Genomic DNA, 22,620 nt, shown 5'->3' with positions numbered 1-22,620 from the left:
TTGCATCGATCATGAGCCCGCCTTCGCTGGCAAGCCAGCTCCTACAGCCCAGGCAGTGAAGCGCTCTTCCAGCTCTTCACCATGGTCGACCCAAAAACCAACATTCGCTCTGGATCACCTTGCTTTGATCCACGGTGGCGAGCGGGCTCGACACGAAACTACTGCAAGCCATAGTAAAAAAACAAGTTGATTTTTTACTGAGGGTAAATTTCTATAGGCCAATGATAACAACACCGAAAACCTGATTCCTCTGTAGGAGCGAGCTTGCTCGCGATGGACCGGAGGGCGACGCGTTCGTCCAGACGACACGCGTTTTCGTTAACGTCCATCGCGAGCAAGCTCGCTCCTACAGGCCAGCCTGCCAGGAGTACCCGCCCCATGCCGACCTCGACACCCGCCTTTGCGCACCTTTTCGAACCCCTGGAGATTCGTGGCAAGCGCCTGAAAAACCGCATCATGTCCAGCGGGCATGACACCTCGATGCCGACCGACAATCTGGTCAATGAACAACTGATCGCCTATCACCGGGCCCGTGCGCAGGGCGGTGTCGGCCTGATCGTGTTGCAAGTGGCCGGCGTTCACGACAGTGCGCGCTATACCTCCCACGTGCTGATGGCGACCGACGATGCGTGCATCGAGGGCTACCGCAAACTCGCACAAACCTGCCACGCCCACGGCACCGTGGTGTTGTCACAAGTGTTCCATCCGGGGCGGGAAATCATGGAGTCCAGCGACGGCTTGCTGGCGGTGGCCTACTCCGCTTCGACGGTGCCTAACGAGCGGTTCCGCGTAATGCCCCGCGCACTCGACCAGACGATGATCGATGAGATCGTCGCCGGTTACGCCGCCGCTGCCCGGCGCTTGCATCAGGCCGGGATCGACGGCGTCGAAGTCGTGGCCAGCCATGGTTATTTGCCGGCGCAATTCATCAATCCCCGGGTCAACCGTCGCACCGATGGCTACAACGGCGAGCTGGAACAGCGCCTGCGTTTTCTGCGAGAAATCATTGCTGCGGTGCGTGCAGCCACCGACGAGCAGTTCATCATCGGCCTGCGCATTTGCGCCGACGAGCGCGACCCGGAGGGCCTGACCGAAGACGAATCTCTGGCCGCCGTCAAACGGCTGCAATCGCAGCTGGATTACGTGCACATCGTCGCCGGCACGTCGGCATCGCTCGGTGGCGCGGTGCATATCGTGCCGCCGATGGCGATTGAAGCGGCTTACCTGGCCAGGGAGGCCGGGACGTTCAAGGCCAGTTTGGACATCCCGCTGTTCGTCACCGGGCGCATCAACCAGCCCCAGGAAGCGGAACTGATTCTGGCTCGGGGCCAGGCCGATGTGTGCGGCATGACCCGAGCCTTGATTTGCGACCCGCAAATGCCGAACAAGACCGACACCGGTCGTGCCGAAGACGTACGTGCATGCATTGCCTGCAATCAGGCGTGCATCGGACACTTTCACAAGGGCTTGCCGATTTCCTGCATCCAGCACCCGGAAACCGGGCGTGAGCTGATTTTCAGTGAACGCAAACCGACGCCGCATCGCAAGCGCATCATGATCGCCGGCGGCGGCCCGGCGGGTATGAAAGCCGCTGCCGTCGCCGCCCAGCGAGGGCATGAAGTGACACTCTACGAAGCCAGTTCACAACTCGGCGGTCAGGTGTTGCTCGCACAGTTGCTGCCTCGACGCAGCGAGTTCGGTGGCGCCAGTACCAACCTGCAAAGGGAGATGGAATTGGCCGGCGTGCGTGTCATCCGCAATACCCGTGTTGATCGAGCGTTGGTAGAAAGAGAAAAACCCGACGTGGTGATTGTCGCGACTGGCGCCGAGCCCTACTGGCCGGCGTTCGAACGGGGCGGCGAATTGCAGGTGGTGGATGCCTGGCAGGTGTTGCGCGATGAAGTGCAGATCGGCCGTTCAGTGGTCGTCGTCGACTGGCGCTGCGACTGGATCGGCCCCGGCATCGCCGAACGTCTGATCCGCGCCGGGCATCAGGTGCAACTGGCGGTCAACGGCACCCATTGCGGGGAAAACCTGCCGCTGTACGTACGCGATCAACTGGCCGGCGAGCTGCATAAACTGGGTGTGCCAATCACGCCCTATGCGCGGTTGTATGGCTGCGATGACAACACCGTCTACCTGCAACACACCGCCAGCGGCGAACCGATGCTGATGGAAAACATCGACACGCTGGTGTTGTGCCAGGGCCATCAACCGGTGGATACCCTGGGCGAAGAGTTGCAAGGGTTGGTGGAATTTCGTCGCATCGGCGATTGCCTGGCACCGCGCACCGCTGAAGAAGCAATCTATGAAGGTTTGAAAGTCGCCTGGGCGCTTTAAGGCTGTTTATACTCCGGGGCTTTCACGGCTAACACCGCCCCTGTAGGAGCGAGTCTGCTCGCGATAGCGTCAGTACATTCAACATCAATGTTGGCTGACCCACCGCATCGCGAGCAGGCTCGCTCCTACAGGGGATGCGATCCTCTTCCCGGTTCGGAATTTTCCATGAGCAACAACAGCAAGACACCCCCCGCAACCGGCAGCGCCGAACCGCATTTCCTCGGCACGCGCATTCGCGGCCTGCGCAAGCGCCGGGGCATGACCCTGGTCGAACTGGCGCAGCAGAGCGAACTCACCGCCGGCTATATCAGCCAGCTGGAACGCAACCTGGCGTATCCGTCGATCCCCGCGCTGTTCAACATCGCCAGAAGCCTGGGCGTGACCATCCAATGGTTTTTCGCCAGCGAAGCCGTCACCGCTCCCGAGGACGACGGCATCGTGGTGCGCAAGAACAGTCGCCTGAACGTGCATTACGAAGACGGCATCGTCGACCAGTTGCTGACCCCGCAAGCCAACCGCCAACTGGAAATGCTTCACTCGCGATTTCCGCCGGGCACCTACAGCCAGCAAAGCTACAGCCATGACGGTGAAGAAGCCGGTTACCTGCTCTCGGGGAGTTTCGAGCTGTGGGTCGGCGAACGGTATTTCCAGCTCAATGAAGGCGACAGCTTCAGCTTCTCCAGCCAGCAACCGCACCGTTACGGCAACCCTGGCGACGTCGATGCGGTGGTGATCTGGGTGATCACGCCGCCAACCTTTTAACGCCGACCACGACCGCTGGGCCCAGTGGCACTCGCACGCTTGAGCGTATCGCTCGGCAGCTCGTTGAACAAGGCGCGGTAGCTGCTGGAAAACCGGCCCAAATGCCAGAACGACCAATGCATGGCCACTTCGGCCACCGTGGTTTGCGTCGGCGTGCGGCTGAGCAGTTCGCGGCGGGCACTGTTGAGCCGGCGCAAGCGCAACCATTGGGTCGGCGCCATGCCGGCGTAGGTCTTGAAGGCGTGCTGCAGCTGACGCAGTGAAACTCCGGCAACCTGTGACAGCTCCAGCAGGTTGAGGTGTTCTTCCGGCGTGTCCGCCGCCCATTCCCCTACCCGTTTCATGATCGCCCGCTCCCCGGCGCGGCGTTGCAAGGCACCCTGGTCGAGACACACGCAGGCGTTGTCGAGAATGAACAGACAATCGTCCAGCAATTGCTGGGTCAGGGCTTCGCGACTCAGCGGATCGAACGTCTGCGAAAGGCGCGTCAGCGTGCCGCTGAGCCAGCGACTGAACAGCGCATTCTGCTGGGAATTGAGCGGTGCCATGAACAGACCTTCGAGCCGGGCGACATCCAGGCTGTGGCGCTGGACAAACTCGGGGCCGAACACCACGGCGATTTCCTGGTAGTTCTCCGGGGTGATCCAGATGTTGCGGCTTTCGCCATTCAACACGTACAGCGCGTTGTCGCTGCGATCGAAACAGAACGCCAGCGAACCCTGGGGCGCGCTGAAATTCTGCTCGACCCGGGTGTTCATCGACTCCTCGTAAATCTCCACGCCCTGAAGATCCAGATAACGCACCAGGCCCGCGAAATGCCCCGGCGACATCTGCTGGTATTGCTGCACCCAGCCGGGCGTAGCGCGGATTTGCTCGGCAACATCGGCGGTGCTGAACGCTTGGACCTGGAGGGAAGTTGAACCTGTCATGGGGCGACCTTACGCACTCTTTTGGTGCGCTTTGTGCTGCTTAAAGTGGATAGATGGAACCGCACGGCTCGCACAAGATAGTCGTCAACGCGCTACAGGGGAAGTGTCCGGCGGATGAAACCGGTCTCTCCTGGCGTTAATAAAACCAATAACGAGGTCTTTATGAATGTCCCTTTCGATCAGCTGTTCACTTGGCTGAAAGATCACAAGATTACCGAAGTCGAGTGCGTCGTCAGCGATCTGACCGGCATTGCACGCGGCAAAATTGCACCGACCAACAAGTTCCTGCATGAGCGAGGCATGCGCCTGCCGGAAAGTGTCCTTCTGCAAACGGTAACCGGGGACTTTGTCGACGACGACATCTACTACGACCTGCTCGACCCGGCCGACATCGACATGGTCTGCAAGCCGGACGCCGACGCTGTGTACGTGGTGCCATGGGCCATCGAGCCGACCGCCATCGTGATCCACGACACCTTCGACAAATTCGGCAACCCGATCGAACTGTCGCCGCGCAACGTGCTCAAGAAAGTCCTGCAGTTGTACACCGACAAGGGCTGGCGTCCGATTGTTGCGCCGGAAATGGAGTTCTACCTGACCCAGCGCTGCGAAGACCCGGACTTGCCGCTCAAGGCACCCATGGGCCGTTCGGGCCGTGCCGAAAGCGGTCGTCAGTCGTTCTCCATCGACGCCGCGAACGAATTCGATCCGCTGTTCGAAGACGTCTACGACTGGTGCGAACTGCAAGGCCTGGACCTGGACACGCTGATCCACGAAGACGGCCCGGCACAGATGGAAATCAACTTCCGTCATGGCAATGCCCTGGACCTGGCCGACCAGATCACCGTGTTCAAACGCACCATGCGTGAAGCGGCGCTCAAGCACAACGTGGCGGCCACCTTCATGGCCAAGCCGGTCGGCGATGAGCCGGGCAGCGCCATGCACATTCACCAGAGCGTGGTGGACATCGCCACCGGCCAGCCGATCTTCGCCGATGCCGCTGGCAACATGAGCGAACTGTTCCTGCATCACATCGGTGGCTTGCAGAAATACATCCCGAAAGTGCTGCCGATGTTCGCGCCGAACGTCAACTCGTTCCGCCGCTTCCTGCCGGACACTTCGGCACCGGTAAACGTCGAGTGGGGCGAAGAAAACCGCACCGTCGGCCTGCGCGTACCGACGTCCAGCCCGGACGCCATGCGCGTGGAAAACCGCCTGCCGGGCGCCGACGCGAACCCGTACCTGGCCATTGCCGCCAGTCTGTTGTGCGGTTACCTCGGCATGGTCGAGCGCATCGAACCGAGTGCTGCGGTCCAGGGCCGTGCCTATGAGCGTCGCAACCTGCGCCTGCCAATCACTATCGAAGACGCGCTGACGCAAATGGAAGAGTGCAAAACCATTGGCCGTTACCTGGGCGACAAGTTCGTGCGTGGCTATGTCGCGGTCAAACGCGCCGAGCACGAGAACTTCAAGCGGGTGATCAGCTCCTGGGAGCGTGAGTTCCTGATGCTTAGCGTCTGACGACAGCACACACGCTCCCTGTAGGAGCCGGCTTGCTGGCGAAAGACGTGGCGGGGTGTACCTGATACACCGCATTCCCCTTTCGCCAGCAAGCCGGCTCCTACAGTTCGGACAGAAAAAAATCGGGATAACCCAATAATTCCAAGAAGGTATCGATATGCGTCTTTTGAAATCCGTGGTTCCCGTCGCGATGGCGGTCCTGTTCAGTGCCGTCGCCCAGGCCCAGCCTCAGGTCAGCGTCTATAACTGGACCGATTACATCGGCGAAACCACCCTCGCCGACTTCCAGGCCAAGACCGGGATCAAGGTGATCTACGACGTCTTCGATTCCAATGAAACCCTGGAGGGCAAACTCCTTGCCGGCCGCACCGGCTATGACGTAGTCGTGCCGTCCAACCACTTCCTCGCCCGTCAGGTCAAGGCCGGTGCCTTTCTGAAACTGGACCGCGAGCAGCTGCCGAATTTCAAAAACCTCGACCCGAAATTACTGGCGTTGCTGGAGAAAAACGATCCGGGCAACTCGCACTCGGTGCCTTACCTGTGGGGCACCAACGGCATCGGCTACAACGTCGACAAGGTCAAGGCTGTGCTGGGCATCGACAAGATCGATTCCTGGGCCGTGCTGTTCGAACCGGAAAACATCAAGAAGCTCAGCGCCTGTGGCGTGTCGATGATGGATTCGGCCGACGAAGTGTTCCCGGCGATGCTCAACTACATGGGCATGGACCCACGCAGCGAGAATCCTGAAGACTTCAAAAAAGCCGAAGCCAAGCTGCTGAGCATTCGCCCTTACATCACCTATTTCCACTCGTCCAAGTACGTCTCGGACCTGGCCAACGGCGACATCTGCGTCGCCTTCGGTTACTCGGGTGATGTGTTCCAGGCCGCCAACCGGGCCAAGGAAGCCGGCAACGGCGTCAATATCGCCTATGCCATTCCCAAGGAAGGCGCCAACCTGTGGTTCGACCTGCTGGCCATTCCCGCCGACGCGAGCAACCCCAAAGAAGCCCACGCCTTCATCAATTACCTGCTCGACCCGCAGGTGATCGCCAAGGTCAGCGCCTCGGTCGGCTATGCCAACCCGAACCCGGCCGCCAAACAGTTCATGGAACCTGAACTGGTGAACAACCCCGAGGTTTACCCATCCCAGGAAGTCCTCGACAAGCTGTATATCTCCACGACCCCGCCCCAATCGATCATGCGTCTGATGACCCGGTCGTGGAGCAAAGTGAAGTCCAACAAATGAATCAGTACACCCGCGAACACACCCATTCCTATTACGCCGCGTCGGCCAGAGGCATGAAGCCGCGGCCGACCCTGGACACGGATCTGGTGGCCGACGTCTGCGTGATCGGCGGCGGCTTCACCGGCATCAACACGGCCATCGAACTGGCCCAGCGCGGGCTCTCGGTGATCCTGCTCGAAGCCCGACGGATTGGCTGGGGCGCCAGCGGGCGCAACGGCGGTCAGTTGATTCGCGGCATCGGGCATGACGTCAGCGGTTTCGCCAAACACATTGGTGCCGACGGCGTGCAATACCTTGAGCACGCCGGCATCGAGTCGGTGCAAGTGGTGGCCGATCGTATTCGCGAACACGGCATCGATTGCGACCTGCGTTGGGGCTTTTGCGAGCTGGCCAACACGGCGGCGCAGTTCACGGCGATGAAGGCCGAACAGGCCGAACTGATCAAGTCGGGCTACGCCCATGAAACCCGCTTGATCGCACCCGGGCAGATCCGTGAACACGTGGTGAATTCCGGCGTGTATGCCGGTGGCCTGGTGGACATGGGCTCGGGGCATTTGCATCCGCTGAATCTGGCCTTGGGCGAAGCGAGGGTCGCAGAAACCCTTGGCGTACAGATCTTCGAGCAAAGTCCGGTGCTGGAGTTGATCCATGGCAGCACCGCGCTAGTGCGATGCGCCGGTGGAACGGTTCGCGCCAACACCTTGGTGCTGGCGTGTAACGCGCATCTGGAAGAACTCGAACCCAAACTCAGCGGCAAGGTACTGCCGGCGGGCAGCTACATTATTGCCACCGAGCCTTTGTCAGCAGAAGCCGCCGCGCAGTTGATCCCGCACAACCTGGCGCTGTGCGATCAGAAAGTCGGCCTGGATTACTACCGGCTCTCGGCAGACCGGCGATTGCTGTTCGGTGGCGCCTGTCACTATTCCGGGCGAGATCCGGCGGACATCGCCGCCTACATGCGCCCGCAGATGCTCAAGGTGTTCCCTCAACTGGCCAACACCCGCATCGATTTTCAATGGGGTGGCAAAATCGGCATCTCGGCCAATCGCTTCCCGCAGGTCGGTCGCCTGAGCCAGCACCCTAACGTGTTCTACGCCCAGGGTTACTCCGGCCATGGCCTGAACGTGACCCATTGGTGCGCGAAACTGTTGGGCGAAGCGATCCATGCCGGTCACAGCAAAGGCTTCGACGTGTTCAGCGCCGTGCCACACATGACCTTCCCCGGCGGCCGCGCCCTGCGTTCGCCGCTGCTGGCACTGGGAATGTTGTGGTACAGGGTGCGTGAAGTGTTGGGCTGACAGCCTTTACCCTGCAGGAGCTGGCTCGTCGGCGAAGGCGGTCTGCCTGACATACCGCACCGCCCGATTCGCCAGCAAGCCGGCTCCTACACTTATTTCTATTTGCTCAATTGCGAACCACTTCTATATTGAGGAGGTGCTCTGAACTTCCTGCCTTCTGTTGAGCTTTGCCCATGGCAACTACTGATCAGCTGATCATCTGCGAGCACTGCGATTGCGTGTATGAAAAAGTGTCGCTCGCCAAACATCAGAAAACCCTGTGCACGCGCTGCGGCGGCGTGCTTCAGCGCTATAACGGCCTGACCGTGGAGCAGCGTCTGGCGCTGACGTTCACCGCTTTGATGCTCTGGGTCTTCGCCAATTTCTATCCCATCATGAGTATCAGCCTCAAGGGCCTGAAAAACAGCGCGACCCTTTGGGACTCGGTATTGGCCCTGAGTCTGGGCCCCATTACCTTCATTGCCATGGTCGCCGCCATTGCGATGATCATCGCGCCGATCATTCAGTTGATGCTGCTGCTCTGGGTCCTGGGTTTCGCCCTCACCCAACGGCGCGCACCCGGTTTCAAATTCTGCATGCGCTGGCTGGAAAGCTTGAGGCCGTGGAGCATGCTCGAAGTCTGTCTGCTGGGCGCGATGGTCGCGGTGATCAAGCTCGCCGGGTTGCTCGACGTGCTGCCCGGCATCGGCCTGATTGCCCTGGCGATTCTGAGTCTGTTGATGATCCGCATCGCCGGGCGCGATATTCGTGAACTGTGGGACATCTTATGAGCAGGCCTCCGGTCGCCGACGAACTCAATCTTTGCCTGTGCCACAGTTGTGGCCTGGCCTGCGACGTCACTCATGCGCCCCACGAATGCGAACGCTGTGGCGCACCCTTGCACCGACGCAAAACCAATTCGTTGACCCGGACCTGGGCCTACATGATCGCGGCGCTGGTGTTTTACATCCCGGCCAATCTGTTGCCGGTGATGAACACCAAAATGGTCGGCAGCGGCGCCGACAGCACGATCATGAGTGGCGTCCTGGAGTTCTGGGAAGCAGGCGCCTGGGACATCGCCCTGATCATTTTTATCGCCAGTATCGCGGTGCCCGGCGTCAAGTTCGTCGCCCTCACGTTGCTGCTGGTGAGCGTGCAACGCGAAAGCGCATGGGCGCGCAGGGAGCGCTCGACGCTGTACCGTTTCGTCGAAGTCATCGGCTACTGGTCGATGCTCGATGTGATCGTGGTCGCGCTGGTGGCCTCGCTGGTGAAGTTTCAAGCCCTGGCCGACATCGAGCCGCGTCCGGGCATTTTGTTCTTTGGTCTGGTGGTGGTGTTCACCATGCTGTCGGCGATGAGTTTCGACCCGCGCCTGATTTGGGATAAAGAGCAGCAGGACCCACAAACTGAGGAGGTCAAGGATGCAGTCGCAAACCACTAACGAGCCACAAGCTCCAGGGCAGGCCCCGATCAAGACGGGCGGCCGGTTCAGCTTTTCGCTGGTCTGGATCGTGCCGATTGTCGCGGTGCTGGTGGGGATTTCGCTGGTGGTTCACAGCATTCTGCAAGAAGGCCCCACCATTGTGGTGAACTTCAAGACCGGTAGCGGCCTGACCGCCAACAAGACCGAGGTCAAGTACCGCAACGTGGTGATCGGCCATGTCACGGACGTGGACCTGAGCAACGACCAGAAAAGCGTCAACGCCACCATCAAGTTGTCCAAGCAGGCGGAGAGCTTCACCCGCGAAGACTCACAGTTCTGGGTGGTCCGGCCGCGCATCGGGGCTGGCGGCGTCTCGGGTATCGATACGTTGCTGTCCGGCGATTACATTGGTGCCGACATCGGCCAGGCCAATGGCCGCTCGAAGCACTTTCAGGGTCTGGAAAACCCGCCGCCGATTACCTATGGCGAACCGGGCAAGCGTTTCACCTTGATCACTCAGGATCTGGGGTCGCTGGATATCGGCTCCCCGGTTTATTTCCGCAAGATCCCGGTCGGCCAGGTCGTGGCGTACGCCCTTGACCCGGACGGTAAAGGCGTGAACATCGAGTTGTTCATCCACTCGCCGCACGACAAGTACGTCACCGAAAACACCCGGTTCTGGAACGCCAGCGGGATTGACGTCAACGTCGGCGCCAACGGTTTCGCGGTCAAGACCGAATCGCTGTCAGCCATACTGGTCGGCGGCATTGCGTTCCGTGCGCCGGACTACAGCCCCAACGATAAACCTGCTGCCGCCGAATACGCCTACGAACTGTTCGACGACCAACAAACTGCCCTCGCCCCGCCCAATGGCAAGCCGCAGTACATGTCCATGCGCTTCGAACAGGCCCTGCGCGGACTCAAGGTCGATGCGCCGGTGGAATTCTTGGGCATCGAAATCGGCAAAGTGGTGTCGATCAACCTGGATTTCGACGCCAAGAAACGCACCTTCCCGGTCAATGTCGGCATTGTGATCTACCCGCAACGCCTGGGGCAGGCCCATGTCAAAATGCTCAAGGCGCTCAATCATGACCCGAGCGACGAAGCCGGTGCGGTGCGTTTGATCGGCTCATTTATCGAGAACGGCCTGCGTGCCCAGGCCCGTACCGGCAATTTCCTGACCGGCCAGCTCTACATCTCCATGGATTTCTATCCAAAAGCCGAGAAAGTTGCTTTCGATGCCAATGCGCGCCCGATCATGGTCCCGACCGTGCCGGGCAGCCTCGAGCAATTGCAGGAAAAACTCGAAGCCATGGTCGACAAGCTCAACAAGCTGCCCGTGGAGCGCATTGCCGGCAATCTCGATGGCAACCTCGTGGAACTGCGCAAAGGCCTGGTGCAATTCAACGCCAAGACGCTGCCTAACGTGTCAACCACTCTGGCTGACCTGAGCAAAACCCTGGATTCGGCCAATACCACCCTGCAATCGGCCAACTCGACCCTGGCCGAGGATTCTCCGCAGCGGGAAAAACTGGGCGAGACCCTGGATGAACTGGGACGCACATCGAGATCCTTGCGCGACCTTTCGGATTACCTGGGCCGGCATCCGGAATCGCTGCTGCGCGGCCGTCCCGACAATGCCGCACCGATGGACCTTAAAGGGCCTCCGCGCAATTGAATAAAGGAGCAACAACCATGGTTTTTCCGCTGAAGCTCACATTGGTCGCTGCGTTGGTACTGCTTGCCGCTTGCCGCAGTGACCCGATTCAGTTCCACACCCTGACCCCGGCGCAACCGGGTGTTCACTCCAAAAGCGCCGGGATTATCCAGATTGACACCCTGACCGTGCCGCCACAGGTCGATCGTCCGCAGATCGTCATTCGCGAGGGTGACAGCGGACTGGCGATTCTGGAAACCCAGTGGTGGGGTTCCAACCTCGTCGACGAATTGCGCAGCGCGTTGATCGATCAATTGACCAACAGCAATGCCCATAACCGGCAATCGGTACGGATCCACGTACAGCGTTTTGACTCCGTGCCGGGGCAATACGCGCTGATGGACGTCAAATGGCGTCTGCGCAGCGGCGGTGAAGCCGATGCCGTACGGATCATCTGCCGCAGCACCCTGAAAACGCCGTCCGGGCCTAGCATTGATGACCTGGTACTCGCACAGCAGAAAAACGTCAAGCGCCTGGCTGAGTTGATCAACCAAGCATCGGCAGGCATACAAAAAGGCTGTCCTGCATCGCAATGATTTGACGATTTTTTCTAAAGGGCGGTTGAAATTAGCCGCCCCTCAAACATGCAAATGATTCGTATTGATCTAGAATAATTGACGACGTTGCGTTGTCGATTCTCTCGACTCAGCCTGCAAGACTCTAAAAACAGGAGCTGGCGCCGCATGAATCCGCATTTCCCCGCCTTTCTGAAAAAAGCCCTGCTAGCCACTGCGCTGTTGAGCGCCGGCCACGTGTATGCCGCGGATTCCGTCGGCCTGGTGGTCTACAACGCGCAGCATGAAAGCCTGACCAAATCCTGGGTTGCGGCGTTTACTCAGGAGACCGGTATCCCCGTAACGTTGCGCAATGGCGATGACACCGAGATGGGCAACCAGATCGTGCAGGAAGGTGCGGATTCCCCTGCCGATGTGTTCCTGACCGAAAACTCGCCGGCCATGGTGCTGGTCGACAATGCCGGCCTGTTTGCCCCGGTCGACAACACCACGCTGGAGCAAGTGGACGCGGCCTACCGCCCGGCCCACGGCAAATGGGTCGGCATTGCCGCACGCTCTACGGTGTTTGTCTATAACCCGGCCAAGCTGGCGGAAGCCGACCTGCCCAAATCGATCATGGACCTGTCCGCGCCAGGCTGGAAAGGCCGCTGGGCCGCCTCACCGGGCGGTGCCGACTTCCAGGCGATCGTCGCCGCCATCCTCGAACAAAAAGGTGAAGCGGCGACCCTCGACTGGCTCAAGGCGATGAAAACCAACTTCACCGCGTACCGCGGCAACAGTTCGGTACTCAAGGCAGTGAACGCCGGGCAGATCGACAGCGGCGTGATCTATCACTATTACGCTTACGTCGATCAGGCCAAGACTGGCGAAAACAGCAAGAACACCGCCCTGCACTACTTCAAGCACAAGGATCCGGGTGCGTTTGTCAGCATTTCCGGTGGTGGCGTGCTGGCCTCCAGCAAACACAAGGAACAAGCCCAGGCGTTTCTCAAGTACATCACCGGCAAGGATGGCCAGGCTGTGCTGAAGACTGGCAAGTCGTTTGAATACGCCGTGGGCAAGGGCGCTGAATCCAACCCTAAACTGGTGCCTCTGCAACAACTCGATGCGCCGACCGTCGATGCCTCGAAACTCGACAGTAAAAAAGCCGTGGAGCTGATGACACAGGCCGGACTGCTTTAATTGATGCCGGAAATACTGCCTGCGGGGATCGCCGAGCCGATACCCGCACATTTGCGTCGACGATCCCGTGGGGTGTTCGCGGGGCGTGGCGGCGCGTGGGTAATCGGTTTGTCGGTGCTGGTTTCGTTGCTGGCACTGCTGCCGATTGCCTACGTCATTGGCGTGTCCTTGCAGACCGGTTGGGCGAGCGTTGTGACATTGGTGTTGCGCCCTCGAGTCGGTGAACTGCTGGTCAACACCGTGTTGTTGGTGCTGCTGACGATTCCGTTGTGCATCGCATTGGGCGTGACGCTGGCGTGGCTGACGGAGCGCACGAATCTGCCGGGACGGCGCTGGTGGTCGTTGCTGGCAACCGCGCCGCTGGCGGTCCCCGCGTTCGTTCACAGCTATGCGTGGGTCAGCCTGGTGCCGCCGATTCACGGGTTGTTTGCGGGTGTGCTGGTGTCGGTGATCGCCTATTTCCCGTTTCTGTACTTGCCGGTGGCGGCGACGTTGCGTCGGCTTGATCCGGCCATTGAAGACGTCGCCGAATCCCTGGGCCTCAAGCCCTGGGCGGTATTTTATCGCGTGGTGCTGCCGCAGTTGCGCCTGGCCGTTTGTGGTGGCGCGTTGCTGGTCGGGCTGCATCTGCTCGCCGAATACGGCCTGTACGCGATGATCCGCTTCGACACCTTCACCACGGCGATCTTCGATCAGTTCAAGTCCACCTTCAACGGCCCCGCCGCGCACATGTTGGCCAGTGTGCTCGCGTTGTGCTGTCTGGCCATGTTGACCGTGGAATCGGCCGCACGGGGATCGGCGCGTTACGCCCGCGTCGGTTCCGGCAGTGCCCGGGATCAACGGGTCGTGATCCTTAAAACACCGTCGACTCTTTTGTCCATGATCCTGATGGTCGTGACCTGCCTGCTCGCCCTGGGTGTTCCGTTGCTGACGCTCGGCAGGTGGCTGGTCGCCGGGGGCGCTCAAGTCTGGAACCTGCCGGAACTATTACCCGCCTTGCAACAAACCCTGTTGTTCGGCGTAGCGGGCGCGGCGCTGACCACCTGCGCAGCTATCCCGATTGCGTGGTTGTCGATTCGTTATCCCGGCCGAATGCAGCGGGTGCTGGAAAGCTGCAACTACATCACCAGCTCCTTGCCCGGCATTGTCGTGGCACTGGCGCTGGTGACGGTCACCATTCATTTCGCGCGGCCGATCTACCAGACCACGATTACCGTGCTGCTGGCGTACCTGCTGATGTTTTTGCCCCGGGCGCTGGTGAGTTTACGTGCCGGCATCGCCCAAGCCCCGGTGGAGCTGGAAAACATCGCCCGCAGCCTTGGCCGCTCACCCGCCAGGGCGCTGTGGCTGATTACCCTGCGTCTGGCTGCACCGGGCGCGGCCGCGGGCGCGGCACTGGTATTTCTGGCGATCACCAATGAATTGACCGCCACCCTGCTGCTCGCCCCGAACGGCACGCGCACCCTGGCCACCGGGTTCTGGGCGATGACCAGCGAAATCGATTACGCCGCCGCGGCTCCCTATGCGCTGCTGATGATCCTGTTGTCGCTGCCCTTGACCGGGCTCCTTTATCATCAATCGAAAAAAACGGCGGGCCGATGAACACGCTCGAACTGCATTCGCTGAGTAAAACCTACGGCACCCATCGTGCCCTGGACGACGTCAGTCTGTCAGTGCCCAGCGGCAGCCGCACAGTGATTGTCGGCCCCTCGGGCTCTGGCAAAACCACCTTGCTGCGGATGATCGCCGGCTTCGAATTCCCCGATACCGGGCGCCTGTCGCTGAACGGCCAGACGCTGGTCGACAGCACCCACGAAGTGCCGGCACACCAGCGCCTGATCGGTTATGTGCCCCAGGACGGCGCGCTGTTTCCGCACATGACCGTAGCGGCCAACATCGGCTTCGGCCTGTCGACCAAGGGCGCTGTCCGACAACATCGCATCGATGAATTGATGGACAGCGTGGCGCTGGATTCGAATATGGCCGAGCGCTGGCCTCACGAATTGTCCGGAGGCCAGCAGCAACGTGTGGCGCTGGCCCGTGCCTTGGCACAGCAACCGCGCCTGATGTTGCTGGATGAGCCGTTCTCGGCACTCGACACCGGTTTGCGGGCGGCCATGCGCAAAATGGTCGCCCGCCTGCTTGAAGAGACGGGCGTCACCACCATTCTGGTGACCCATGACCAGAGCGAAGCCTTGTCATTCGCCGATCAACTGGCGGTGATGCGACATGGCCAATTGGTGCAGTCGGGGCATCCGCTGGATCTTTACCGTTATCCCGAAGACGAACAGACCGCGCTGTTTCTCGGCGATGCCGTGGTCTTGCCGGCGCGCATCGAGGCCGGCTGGGCCCATTGTGATCTGGGGCGGATTCCGGTCAACAATCACCGCAACAACAGCGCGGCGCAGATCATGCTGCGGCCTGAACAGCTGCAATTGGTCAGTATCCTGCCGAGCGATGCAGACGTTGCCGGTTGTCGCGCAGTCGTGATCGACCGGGATTTCAGCGGCAATACCTGCACGTTGACTGTGGAGCTGCAACCTTTGGTCAATAGCGAACAACCCGGCCGATCACTGCTGGTACGCAGCTCGGGCATGTACGCGCCACCGGCCGGCAGCGCGGTTCAGGTCTCGACCATCGGCCACGCCCACGTCCTGAGCGAGGTTTGAATTCCTCGCCTCAAAGGTCGAAGCGATCAACCGCCCGGCGTCGCTCATTGTCATCACGCACATCGTAATTGGCCGTGGTCTGGATGTTGCTGTGGTGGGCCAGTTTCTGTGCAATCGACAAATCGTGTTCTTCGATCACCCGGGTAATGAATGAACGCCGGAAATCGTGGGGCATGATTTTCACCCCGACTTGCGTGCCCCGTTGCCGGGCAATGTAATAGATCGCATGTTTGGTGATGCGCTCGCGGGTGATGTGGCTGCCACGACGAATACGGTTGAACAGGAACGGATCGTCCTCCTCGCCCTCCTTCAACATGGATCGACGCAGTTCCAGCCAGGCTTCGAGTTTGGCGAAAGCCCAGGCGGGTGCGTACTTGATCAATTGTTTGTTGCCCTTGGCGGTGACGCGCAGGCTGCGCTCGGTGAAGTCGACCTGGTTCAGTTCCAGGTTCACCGATTCCGATTTACGCATGCCGGAACCGTACAGAATCGCGATGATCGCTGCATCCCGCAGGCCTTGTGGCCTCGGATCGGCGGCGCAGACCGCCATCAATTCCTTGATCAGTGTTCGCCTGAGATTGCGCCCCTGGGACAGCCGCGTCCCGGTAATGCCCTTTACCGAACGCATTTTCAACAGGTGTTCCTGAGAAATCAGGCTCATGCGCCACGCTTCGTTCATCACGCCGCGTACCGCGTTGACGTACAGCGAAGAGGTGTTCGGTGCATAACCATCCTCGCGCAAGGCCGCCACCAGCGCGATCACGTCTTCTGGCTGCAGGTTGTACCAGGGGATCTCTTCGATATCGACGTCTTCAAAACCCAAGCGGTCGGCAGCGTCCTGCAACACATAGCGCATGGTCAGCTGACTGGACGGTGCGAGACGGGCCAGATACACGGTTAGCGGGTTGGTGGAGGGAGTGCGCGAATCAGCATCGGGTAAGTCAATCAAACGAAACGGCCTTGAAATAGAGAGGTGCATCTATAAACGAAAAATGGTGTGGGTCCAGCAATGGCCGTTACGCTGCCGGTCATGGCCGGGAAAGTCAACGCCATGCCGACCAAACCGGGGGGTGGCGCATACACAAAAGCCTGTGACGAGGGCGCTTGCTCCGGCTGGAGCCCGCAATAGTCCGCTCTCAGGGCCGCAGCACAGCCCAACGCAAGCAAGCTTCCTCGCCACAGGTTCAACGTTGCGTTTACAGTAGCCTCCGGGATTGGGCTGAAACCGGCTCAATCGAATAAGGACGTTCCCCGTGACCAGTTACTCCCCCCTGATCCGCCGCTTGCTGGTCTGCTCGCTGACCATCGTCGTCAGCCGCGCCATCACCAGCCCGCTGCTCACGCTGTTCGTCAGCGACAAACTCGGCCTCAACCAACAGGACGTTGGTCTGCTGCTCGGCATCGCCGTATTTGTCGCCACCCTGCTATCGCTTTACGGCGGCTACATCATTGATCGCTTCGAAAAGCGCCGGCTGTTGATCCTCGCGATGCTCTCCAGCGCCGTTGGCCTGGTCCTGCTGACCTTTGCCGAGAACCTCTACCTGACCACGGTCACCCTGATCGTCACCGAAACCGCGTCAGCGCTGTTCCTGATCGGTTCCAAAGCGATCCTCAGCGACAATTTGCCCATGGGCCAGCGTGCCAAGGCATTTTCCCTGAGCTATACGCTGACCAACATCGGTTACGCCGTGGGACCGATGTTCGGTGTATTGATCGCCAGCCGCTTCACCAGTGCGCCGTTCCTTATCGCATCGGCCATTGCCTTTTCAAGCATTTTCCTGATGATCGGGATCCCGAAAGACCCTGCCCGTGCGCCTGATTCGGGTCAGGTCCAAAGCTTCCTCAAAACCCTGATCACCCTGAAAAACGACCGCACCCTGATCATGTTCACCGGTGGTTGCCTGCTTAGCACGGTGGTCCACGGCCGGTTTACCTTTTACCTGTCGCAATACCTGCTGGTGACCAGCGACTCGCGACACACCATGCAAATCATGGCTGCCCTGCTCGCCTGCAACGCCATCAGCGTCATCCTGCTGCAATACCAGATCGGGCGTTTGCTCAAGCGCGAGCACTTGCGCCAATGGATCGTCGCGGGCACCGGCCTGTTCATTCTTGGCCTGATCGGCTTCAGCCTCGCAGAAAGCCTGGTGAGCTGGTGCGTGGCGATGTTCATTTTCACCCTGGGCGAAATCATCATCTATCCGGCAGAATTTCTCTTCGTCGACACCCTCGCTCCAGAAGACTTGCGTGGCAGCTACTACGGCGCGCAGAACCTGGCAGCACTGGGTGGTGCAGTGAGCCCGGTGATTTGCGGGTTCCTGCTGATGCATACACCAGCGCCGACCATGTTTTACGCCATGAGCGTTCTTGCCGCTGTGGGTGGGCTGTTGTGTTTCATCAGTGGCCGAGGCCATACAGCAAAATTAATGCACTGAAAGCTCATTAATATGAATTTGTAAGTAAATGGATTGAACGGCACACTGTGCCCGTTCCTCCCCCAATAGTTGGAACAACTTAAAGGGCTTTCTGGGTTTCCCAGCTAAGCCTTTTTTTTGATTGAATTTTTTTGCTCACGGAGCGTTTTCGAAATGTTTGCCCGCTGGTTGCCTGCCGCTATCAACACCCGACCCACTGAATGGAGCCGTGCCGCTATCGGCATGGCGCTGGGGACGCTGCTGACCGTCTGGCTTTGCGCTCAGGTGTTCGGCATCCAGGTGGCACAACATCTGATCGGTCCACTGGGCGCTTCGGCGGTGCTGTTGTTCGCGGTATCCTCCGGCGCACTGGCGCAGCCCTGGTCGATTCTGGGTGGCTATCTGTGCGCCGCCGTGCTGGCATTGCTGGTAGCGCACCTTTTGGGTCGCACACTGGCCACGGCGTGTCTGGCGGCAGGCATGGCACTGATTCTGATGTGCTGCCTGCGTTGCCTGCATCCACCGGCCGGCGCGTTGGCGCTGATTCTGGTGCTGGCCGATCCGGCGACCATTGCCATGGACTGGAAAGCCCTCGCACCGGTGATGCTCAGCGCGGCGACGATGCTGCTCAGCGCACTGGCCTACAACAACCTGACACGCGTTCGTTACCCCAAACGCGCCAGTGAACCAGCGGCCGTGATTGCGGCGGACCATCCGCCAATCGACAGCCAGGCCATTACTGCCCAGGACCTGAAAAAGGCGCTGGCCGAGATGGAAGCGTTCTTTGACGTGACCCCTGAAGACCTTGAGCAACTGATCCACGCCAGTGAGTTGCACGCCCGCCGCCGCAGCGTCGGCGAGGTGCTGGCGCCACGGCTCTGATCTGGCTGGCGGACAGCTTGTTTTGCTGTGACAAGAGGCTTCTGGCATCCTGCGCGTCCATTTTCTGACCCGGCCCGCCTTCAGGCACGCAAATCACCATGACCGCCTCCGAAAAAGCCCCCGTTCCACGCCACAATGATTTGATCTACGGACTCGACGACCGCCCGCACCTGACCGCCACGGTGTTCGCTGCCCTGCAACACGTGCTGGCCAGTTTCGTCGGCATCATCACGCCGACACTGATCATGGGCAGCGCCCTGGGTCTGCAAAGCGAAGTGCCGTACCTGATCAGCATGGCGCTGTTCGTCTCCGGCCTGGGTACCTTTGTTCAGGCGCGGCGCTTCGGCCCCGTCGGTTCTGGCCTGTTGTGCCTGCAAGGCACCAGTTTCTCGTTCATCAGCGTGATACTCAGCGCCGGGTTCATGGTCAAGGCTCGGGGTGGTGGCACCGACGAGATCCTTTCGACGATCTTCGGTGTGTGCTTCTTCGCCGCTTTCATTGAAGTGGTGTTGAGCCAATTCATTGGCAAATTGCGCATGCTGATCACCCCGGTCGTCACCGGCACCATCATCACCCTCATGGGTTTGTCGCTGATCAAAGTGGCCATGACCGACATCGCCGGCGGCTTCGGTGCGCCTGATCTGGGCGCTGCCAGTCACCTGGCGTTGGCGGCACTGGTGCTGGGGACCATCGTGGTGTTGAACCGGGTGGATGTGCCGTTTTTGCGCCTCGGGGCGATTGTGATCGGTTTGACCCTGGGTTATTTCGTCGCCTGGCTGATGGGCCAGGTGAATTTCTCCAGCCTGCCCGACGTGCCGCTGATGAGCTTGCCGGTACCGTTCAAATACGGATTTTCTTTCGACTGGGTGGCGTTTGTGCCCGTGGCGGTGATTTTCCTGGTGTCGCCGCTGGAAGCTGCCGGCGACCTAACCGCCAACTCGATGATCTCCCGCCAACCGGTCAAAGGCCCGCTGTACATCCGCCGGATCAAATCCGGCCTGCTCGCCGACGGACTCAATTCGGCCATGGCCGCGGTCTTCAACAGCATGCCGATGGTGACCTTTGCCCAGAACAACGGCGTGATCCAGCTCACCGGCGTGGCCAGTCGTTACGTGGCGTTTTTTATCGCCGGCCTGTTGGTGGTACTGGGATTGTTCCCGATGATTGGCGCGGTACTGCAACTGATGCCCAAACCGGTACTGGGTGGCGCCGAGCTGGTGATGTTCGGCACCGTCGCCGTGGCCGGGATCAAGATCCTCGCCGAAGCCGGCCTGCATCGGCGCAACATGCTGATTGTCGCGATCTCCCTCGGCATGGGCCTGGGCGTGGCCGCCGTTCCCGAGGTGTTGCGCGAACTGCCGATGGCGCTGCATAACATTTTCGAGTCGCCCATCACGGTCGGCGCGCTGTGCGCTATCGTTCTAAATATCTTCCTGCCCGAAGAGTTCCTCGAACTGGAAGAAGACGAATTCGACCCGGAAGCCTCGGTGCTTCAGGTGATGCAAAACCCGGATGTGACCGCCAAGGATGAACCCGCAACACCTGCGGTGGTCGCACAGTAGAACCGCTGGACGAGCTCAAGGGCTGAGCCGCTGACGGTCCAGCCCTTTTTTTCGAGAGCACCCCCATGCGCAGCGTCCACGCAGTCCTGATTTCCCTCCTGCTCTGCCTGAGCGCCTGTTCGTCCCTGCCCAACCGTGACCCGCTGAAAATCAACGTAGTCGGCATCGAGCCACTGCAAGGTCAGGGCATGGAAGTGCGTTTTGCCGTGAAGATCCGCGTGCAGAATCCCAACGACTACAACCTCACCTACAGCGGTGTCGCACTGGACCTGGACATCAACGGCCAACCCTTCGCCTCCGGCGTCAGCGACGAGCGCGGCAAGATCGGACGTTTTTCCGACGTGATCGTGAGCGTGCCGGTAAGCGTCTCGGCGTTTTCGGTGATCCGCCAGACCTACGGCATCAGCCAGCTGAAAACCCTTAACAACATGCCCTACGTATTGCGCGGCAAACTCTCGGGAGGGGTTTTCAACACCAAGCGCTTCATCGATAGTGGCACACTCAACCTGCCGGCATCGACGACCGGTGCCAGGTGAAGCCTGACTCAAGGAGCGACACCCCCAATGGAAGCTACCCCTACGCTTCATACCGAGCGCCTGATCCTGCGGCCGCTGGAGCTGGCCGATGCCGAAGCGATCCAGCAACAATTCCCCCACTGGGAAGTGGTGCGTTACCTCAACGAGTTTGTTCCATGGCCTTATCCGGCAGACGGTGCACTGACATATCTGCGTGACAATGCGTTACCGGCGATGGCCCGGGGCTCTGAATGGCACTGGTCGATCCGACTCAAGTCAGCGCCGGAACAACTGATCGGCAACATCAGTTTGATGAACGAACAGGACAACAACCGCGGCTTCTGGCTCGGTCCGAAGTGGCAAGGTCAGGGCTTCATTAGCGAGGCCAGTGAGGCTGTCACCGATTTTTGGTTCGAAACCCTTGGCCGCTCAGTGCTGCGTGTGCCGAAAGCCGCGCCGAACACCGGCTCGCGCAGGCTCTCCGAACGCACGGGGATGCGCTTGATCCATACCGACGAAGGTCGATTCGTCGGCGGGATATTTACGAAAGAAACCTGGGAAATCACTCGCGAAGAATGGCTGCAACAGCGCTGAATTCACTCTGCCTCATTAAGAATCAGGCTGCGGTAATGCCCGGGATTTGACCCTGACCACTTGCGAAACGCCTTGTAGAACGAACTGGCATCGGCAAACCCGAGACGCGTGGCGATTTCGGCGAAGCTGATGGCCGGTTCCGCCAGCCAGACAATCGCCAACTCCTTGCGCACGCTGTCCTTGAGGCCTTGGTAGGTCTGGCCCTCTTCGGCCAGTCGACGGCGCAAGGTCGAGGCTGACATGCACAGGCGTTGCGCCAGGGCCTCGGTTTCTGGCCAGCGTTCGGCGGGAAGTTGCCGTAGATCTTGTTTGATCCGGCTGGAGAGGCTCTCCGGATCCCGGTATTTGACCAGGATATTGGCCGGTGCATGGGCCAGGAAACGCTTGAGCTCTTCGGGGCTGCGCTTGATCGGCGCGTCCAGGCAATCGGCGGAGAAAATCATCCGCGTGCGCGGGCGGTCAAAACGCAGGTTCTCGGAAAACATCACCTGGTAGTCATCGCAGAAGTCCGGCTGGGGGCAGCGCAATTCGATGGCCAGGATCGGAATTCGCCGTCCCGCCAGCCAGCACGCGACCCCGTGGACGATCATCCAATAGGTGAAATAAGTGAAGGCCCGGCGCGGGTCTTTGCCGTCTTCGAGCAGCACGATTTCCGCCAGGCTTTGTTGACGCACCAACTCGGCGGGCATGTTTTCAAGCATCAGGGACAGGAAACCCAAACCGCTGATGAGGCCCGTTGCCAGGCTCGGCTGGACCATGGCGCAACGGCAGAGAAACGCCAGGCTGCCGGATTTGAGCTTGCGCGGGTCCATGCCAAAAAACTCATCGTCCCCGCGCCGTGCCAACAACCGCCACAGACGCGCGTAAGCGGTAGCCGGCACGCGGCCATCGGCGCTTGCCAGTAGCTGCGGATCAATGCCGACCTTGTTCAGCACATCTTCAGTGGCGATGCCCGGCGCGCAGCTTTGCAGCAGCGCTTCACGCACCAGTTGAATGGAAATGGTGTCTTTTTCCGACATTGACCGAGGCGAGCCTGTTGTTGTTTTGAGTGGTGGGCATATTAGCGCAG

Annotated in this window: 20 protein-coding genes; 17 read left to right on the top strand and 3 right to left on the bottom strand. The window is 60.1% G+C overall.

The genetic code is table 11. The annotated features are described in order from the left end of the window. Nucleotides 1–378: 378 nt before the first annotated feature. Both AD668_RS12340 and AD668_RS12335 read left to right on the top strand, forming a co-directional pair. A complete protein-coding gene (locus AD668_RS12340; protein WP_053159042.1) occupies nt 379–2,340 on the top strand; it encodes an FAD-dependent oxidoreductase in 1,962 nt (653 codons plus the stop codon). A 165-nt stretch (nt 2,341–2,505) separates the two neighbouring features. After that, complete coding sequence (locus tag AD668_RS12335; protein WP_053159040.1) at nt 2,506–3,102, top strand: cupin domain-containing protein; 597 nt, start codon at nt 2,506–2,508, stop codon at nt 3,100–3,102. On the opposite strand, the gene AD668_RS12330 is transcribed toward AD668_RS12335, so the two are convergent. Continuing rightward, nucleotides 3,099–4,031: a helix-turn-helix domain-containing protein gene (locus AD668_RS12330; protein WP_053159038.1), complete on the bottom strand. Its 933-nt coding sequence runs from the start codon at nt 4,029–4,031 to the stop codon at nt 3,099–3,101. The two genes, AD668_RS12335 and AD668_RS12330, sit on opposite strands and share 4 nt — an antisense overlap. A gap of 162 nt (nt 4,032–4,193) precedes the next feature. On the opposite strand from AD668_RS12330, the gene AD668_RS12325 reads away from it, so the two are divergent. The 10 genes from AD668_RS12325 (at nt 4,194) to AD668_RS12280 (ending at nt 15,584) form a co-directional block, all read left to right on the top strand. After that, on the top strand, nt 4,194–5,552 hold the full coding sequence (locus AD668_RS12325; protein ID WP_053159036.1) for a glutamine synthetase family protein: 1,359 nt from the start codon (nt 4,194–4,196) through the stop codon (nt 5,550–5,552). A gap of 157 nt (nt 5,553–5,709) precedes the next feature. Beyond that, nucleotides 5,710–6,798 carry a polyamine ABC transporter substrate-binding protein gene (locus tag AD668_RS12320; RefSeq protein WP_053159033.1) on the top strand — a complete coding sequence of 363 codons (1,089 nt, stop codon included), beginning with the start codon at nt 5,710–5,712 and terminating at the stop codon, nt 6,796–6,798. Continuing rightward, complete coding sequence (locus tag AD668_RS12315; RefSeq protein WP_053159031.1) at nt 6,795–8,096, top strand: FAD-binding oxidoreductase; 1,302 nt, start codon at nt 6,795–6,797, stop codon at nt 8,094–8,096. Before AD668_RS12320 ends, AD668_RS12315 begins: the two co-directional genes overlap by 4 nt. A gap of 173 nt (nt 8,097–8,269) precedes the next feature. Then, entirely contained in the window at nt 8,270–8,866 is a 597-nt protein-coding gene (locus AD668_RS12310; RefSeq protein ID WP_053159029.1) for a paraquat-inducible protein A, read from the top strand. Beyond that, nucleotides 8,863–9,519, top strand: coding sequence for a paraquat-inducible protein A (locus AD668_RS12305; protein WP_053159027.1), 657 nt, complete (start codon nt 8,863–8,865; stop codon nt 9,517–9,519). The genes AD668_RS12310 and AD668_RS12305 overlap by 4 nt, the downstream gene beginning before the upstream one ends. After that, the gene (locus AD668_RS12300) at nt 9,500–11,179 is read left to right on the top strand and encodes an intermembrane transport protein PqiB (RefSeq protein ID WP_053159022.1); all 1,680 of its coding nucleotides are present in this window, start codon (nt 9,500–9,502) and stop codon (nt 11,177–11,179) included. The genes AD668_RS12305 and AD668_RS12300 overlap by 20 nt, the downstream gene beginning before the upstream one ends. A 17-nt stretch (nt 11,180–11,196) precedes the next feature. Continuing rightward, nucleotides 11,197–11,754 (top strand): membrane integrity-associated transporter subunit PqiC, encoded by a 558-nt coding sequence (locus AD668_RS12295; protein WP_053159020.1) that lies wholly within the window; start codon nt 11,197–11,199, stop codon nt 11,752–11,754. A 147-nt stretch (nt 11,755–11,901) separates the two neighbouring features. After that, entirely contained in the window at nt 11,902–12,915 is a 1,014-nt protein-coding gene (locus AD668_RS12290) for an iron ABC transporter substrate-binding protein (RefSeq protein ID WP_053159018.1), read from the top strand. Nucleotides 12,916–12,918: 3 nt separating this feature from the next. Beyond that, nucleotides 12,919–14,517: an iron ABC transporter permease gene (locus AD668_RS12285; protein WP_053159016.1), complete on the top strand. Its 1,599-nt coding sequence runs from the start codon at nt 12,919–12,921 to the stop codon at nt 14,515–14,517. Continuing rightward, nucleotides 14,514–15,584 carry an ABC transporter ATP-binding protein gene (locus AD668_RS12280; protein WP_053159015.1) on the top strand — a complete coding sequence of 357 codons (1,071 nt, stop codon included), beginning with the start codon at nt 14,514–14,516 and terminating at the stop codon, nt 15,582–15,584. The genes AD668_RS12285 and AD668_RS12280 overlap by 4 nt, the downstream gene beginning before the upstream one ends. A 10-nt stretch (nt 15,585–15,594) precedes the next feature. On the opposite strand, the gene xerC is transcribed toward AD668_RS12280, so the two are convergent. Beyond that, the gene (xerC, locus tag AD668_RS12275; RefSeq protein ID WP_053159013.1) at nt 15,595–16,563 is read right to left on the bottom strand and encodes a tyrosine-type recombinase/integrase; all 969 of its coding nucleotides are present in this window, start codon (nt 16,561–16,563) and stop codon (nt 15,595–15,597) included. A gap of 274 nt (nt 16,564–16,837) precedes the next feature. Here xerC and AD668_RS12270 point away from each other — a divergent pair, with 274 nt between their 5' ends. From AD668_RS12270 to AD668_RS12250, 5 genes are all read left to right on the top strand, one after another. Continuing rightward, nucleotides 16,838–18,019, top strand: coding sequence for an MFS transporter (locus AD668_RS12270; protein ID WP_053159011.1), 1,182 nt, complete (start codon nt 16,838–16,840; stop codon nt 18,017–18,019). A 153-nt stretch (nt 18,020–18,172) separates the two neighbouring features. After that, nucleotides 18,173–18,880, top strand: coding sequence for an HPP family protein (locus AD668_RS12265; RefSeq protein WP_053159009.1), 708 nt, complete (start codon nt 18,173–18,175; stop codon nt 18,878–18,880). Nucleotides 18,881–18,978: 98 nt separating this feature from the next. Further along, entirely contained in the window at nt 18,979–20,442 is a 1,464-nt protein-coding gene (locus tag AD668_RS12260) for a nucleobase:cation symporter-2 family protein (protein ID WP_053159007.1), read from the top strand. 65 nt (nt 20,443–20,507) lie between these two features. Further along, entirely contained in the window at nt 20,508–20,978 is a 471-nt protein-coding gene (locus AD668_RS12255) for an LEA type 2 family protein (RefSeq protein ID WP_053159005.1), read from the top strand. Between the two features lie 27 nt (nt 20,979–21,005). Next, complete coding sequence (locus tag AD668_RS12250) at nt 21,006–21,551, top strand: GNAT family N-acetyltransferase (RefSeq protein WP_053159003.1); 546 nt, start codon at nt 21,006–21,008, stop codon at nt 21,549–21,551. 2 nt (nt 21,552–21,553) lie between these two features. Here AD668_RS12250 and AD668_RS12245 read toward each other — a convergent pair whose 3' ends face one another. Continuing rightward, nucleotides 21,554–22,570, bottom strand: a complete 1,017-nt coding sequence (locus AD668_RS12245) for an AraC family transcriptional regulator (RefSeq protein ID WP_053159002.1) — start codon at nt 22,568–22,570, stop codon at nt 21,554–21,556. Between the last annotated feature and the right edge of the window lie 50 nt (nt 22,571–22,620).

Source organism: Pseudomonas sp. P1.8 (assembly GCF_001269805.1).
Taxonomy (GTDB): domain Bacteria; phylum Pseudomonadota; class Gammaproteobacteria; order Pseudomonadales; family Pseudomonadaceae; genus Aquipseudomonas.
The sequence above is the reverse complement of the archived record's forward strand: the minus strand, read 5'-3'. Positions and strand labels throughout refer to the sequence as shown.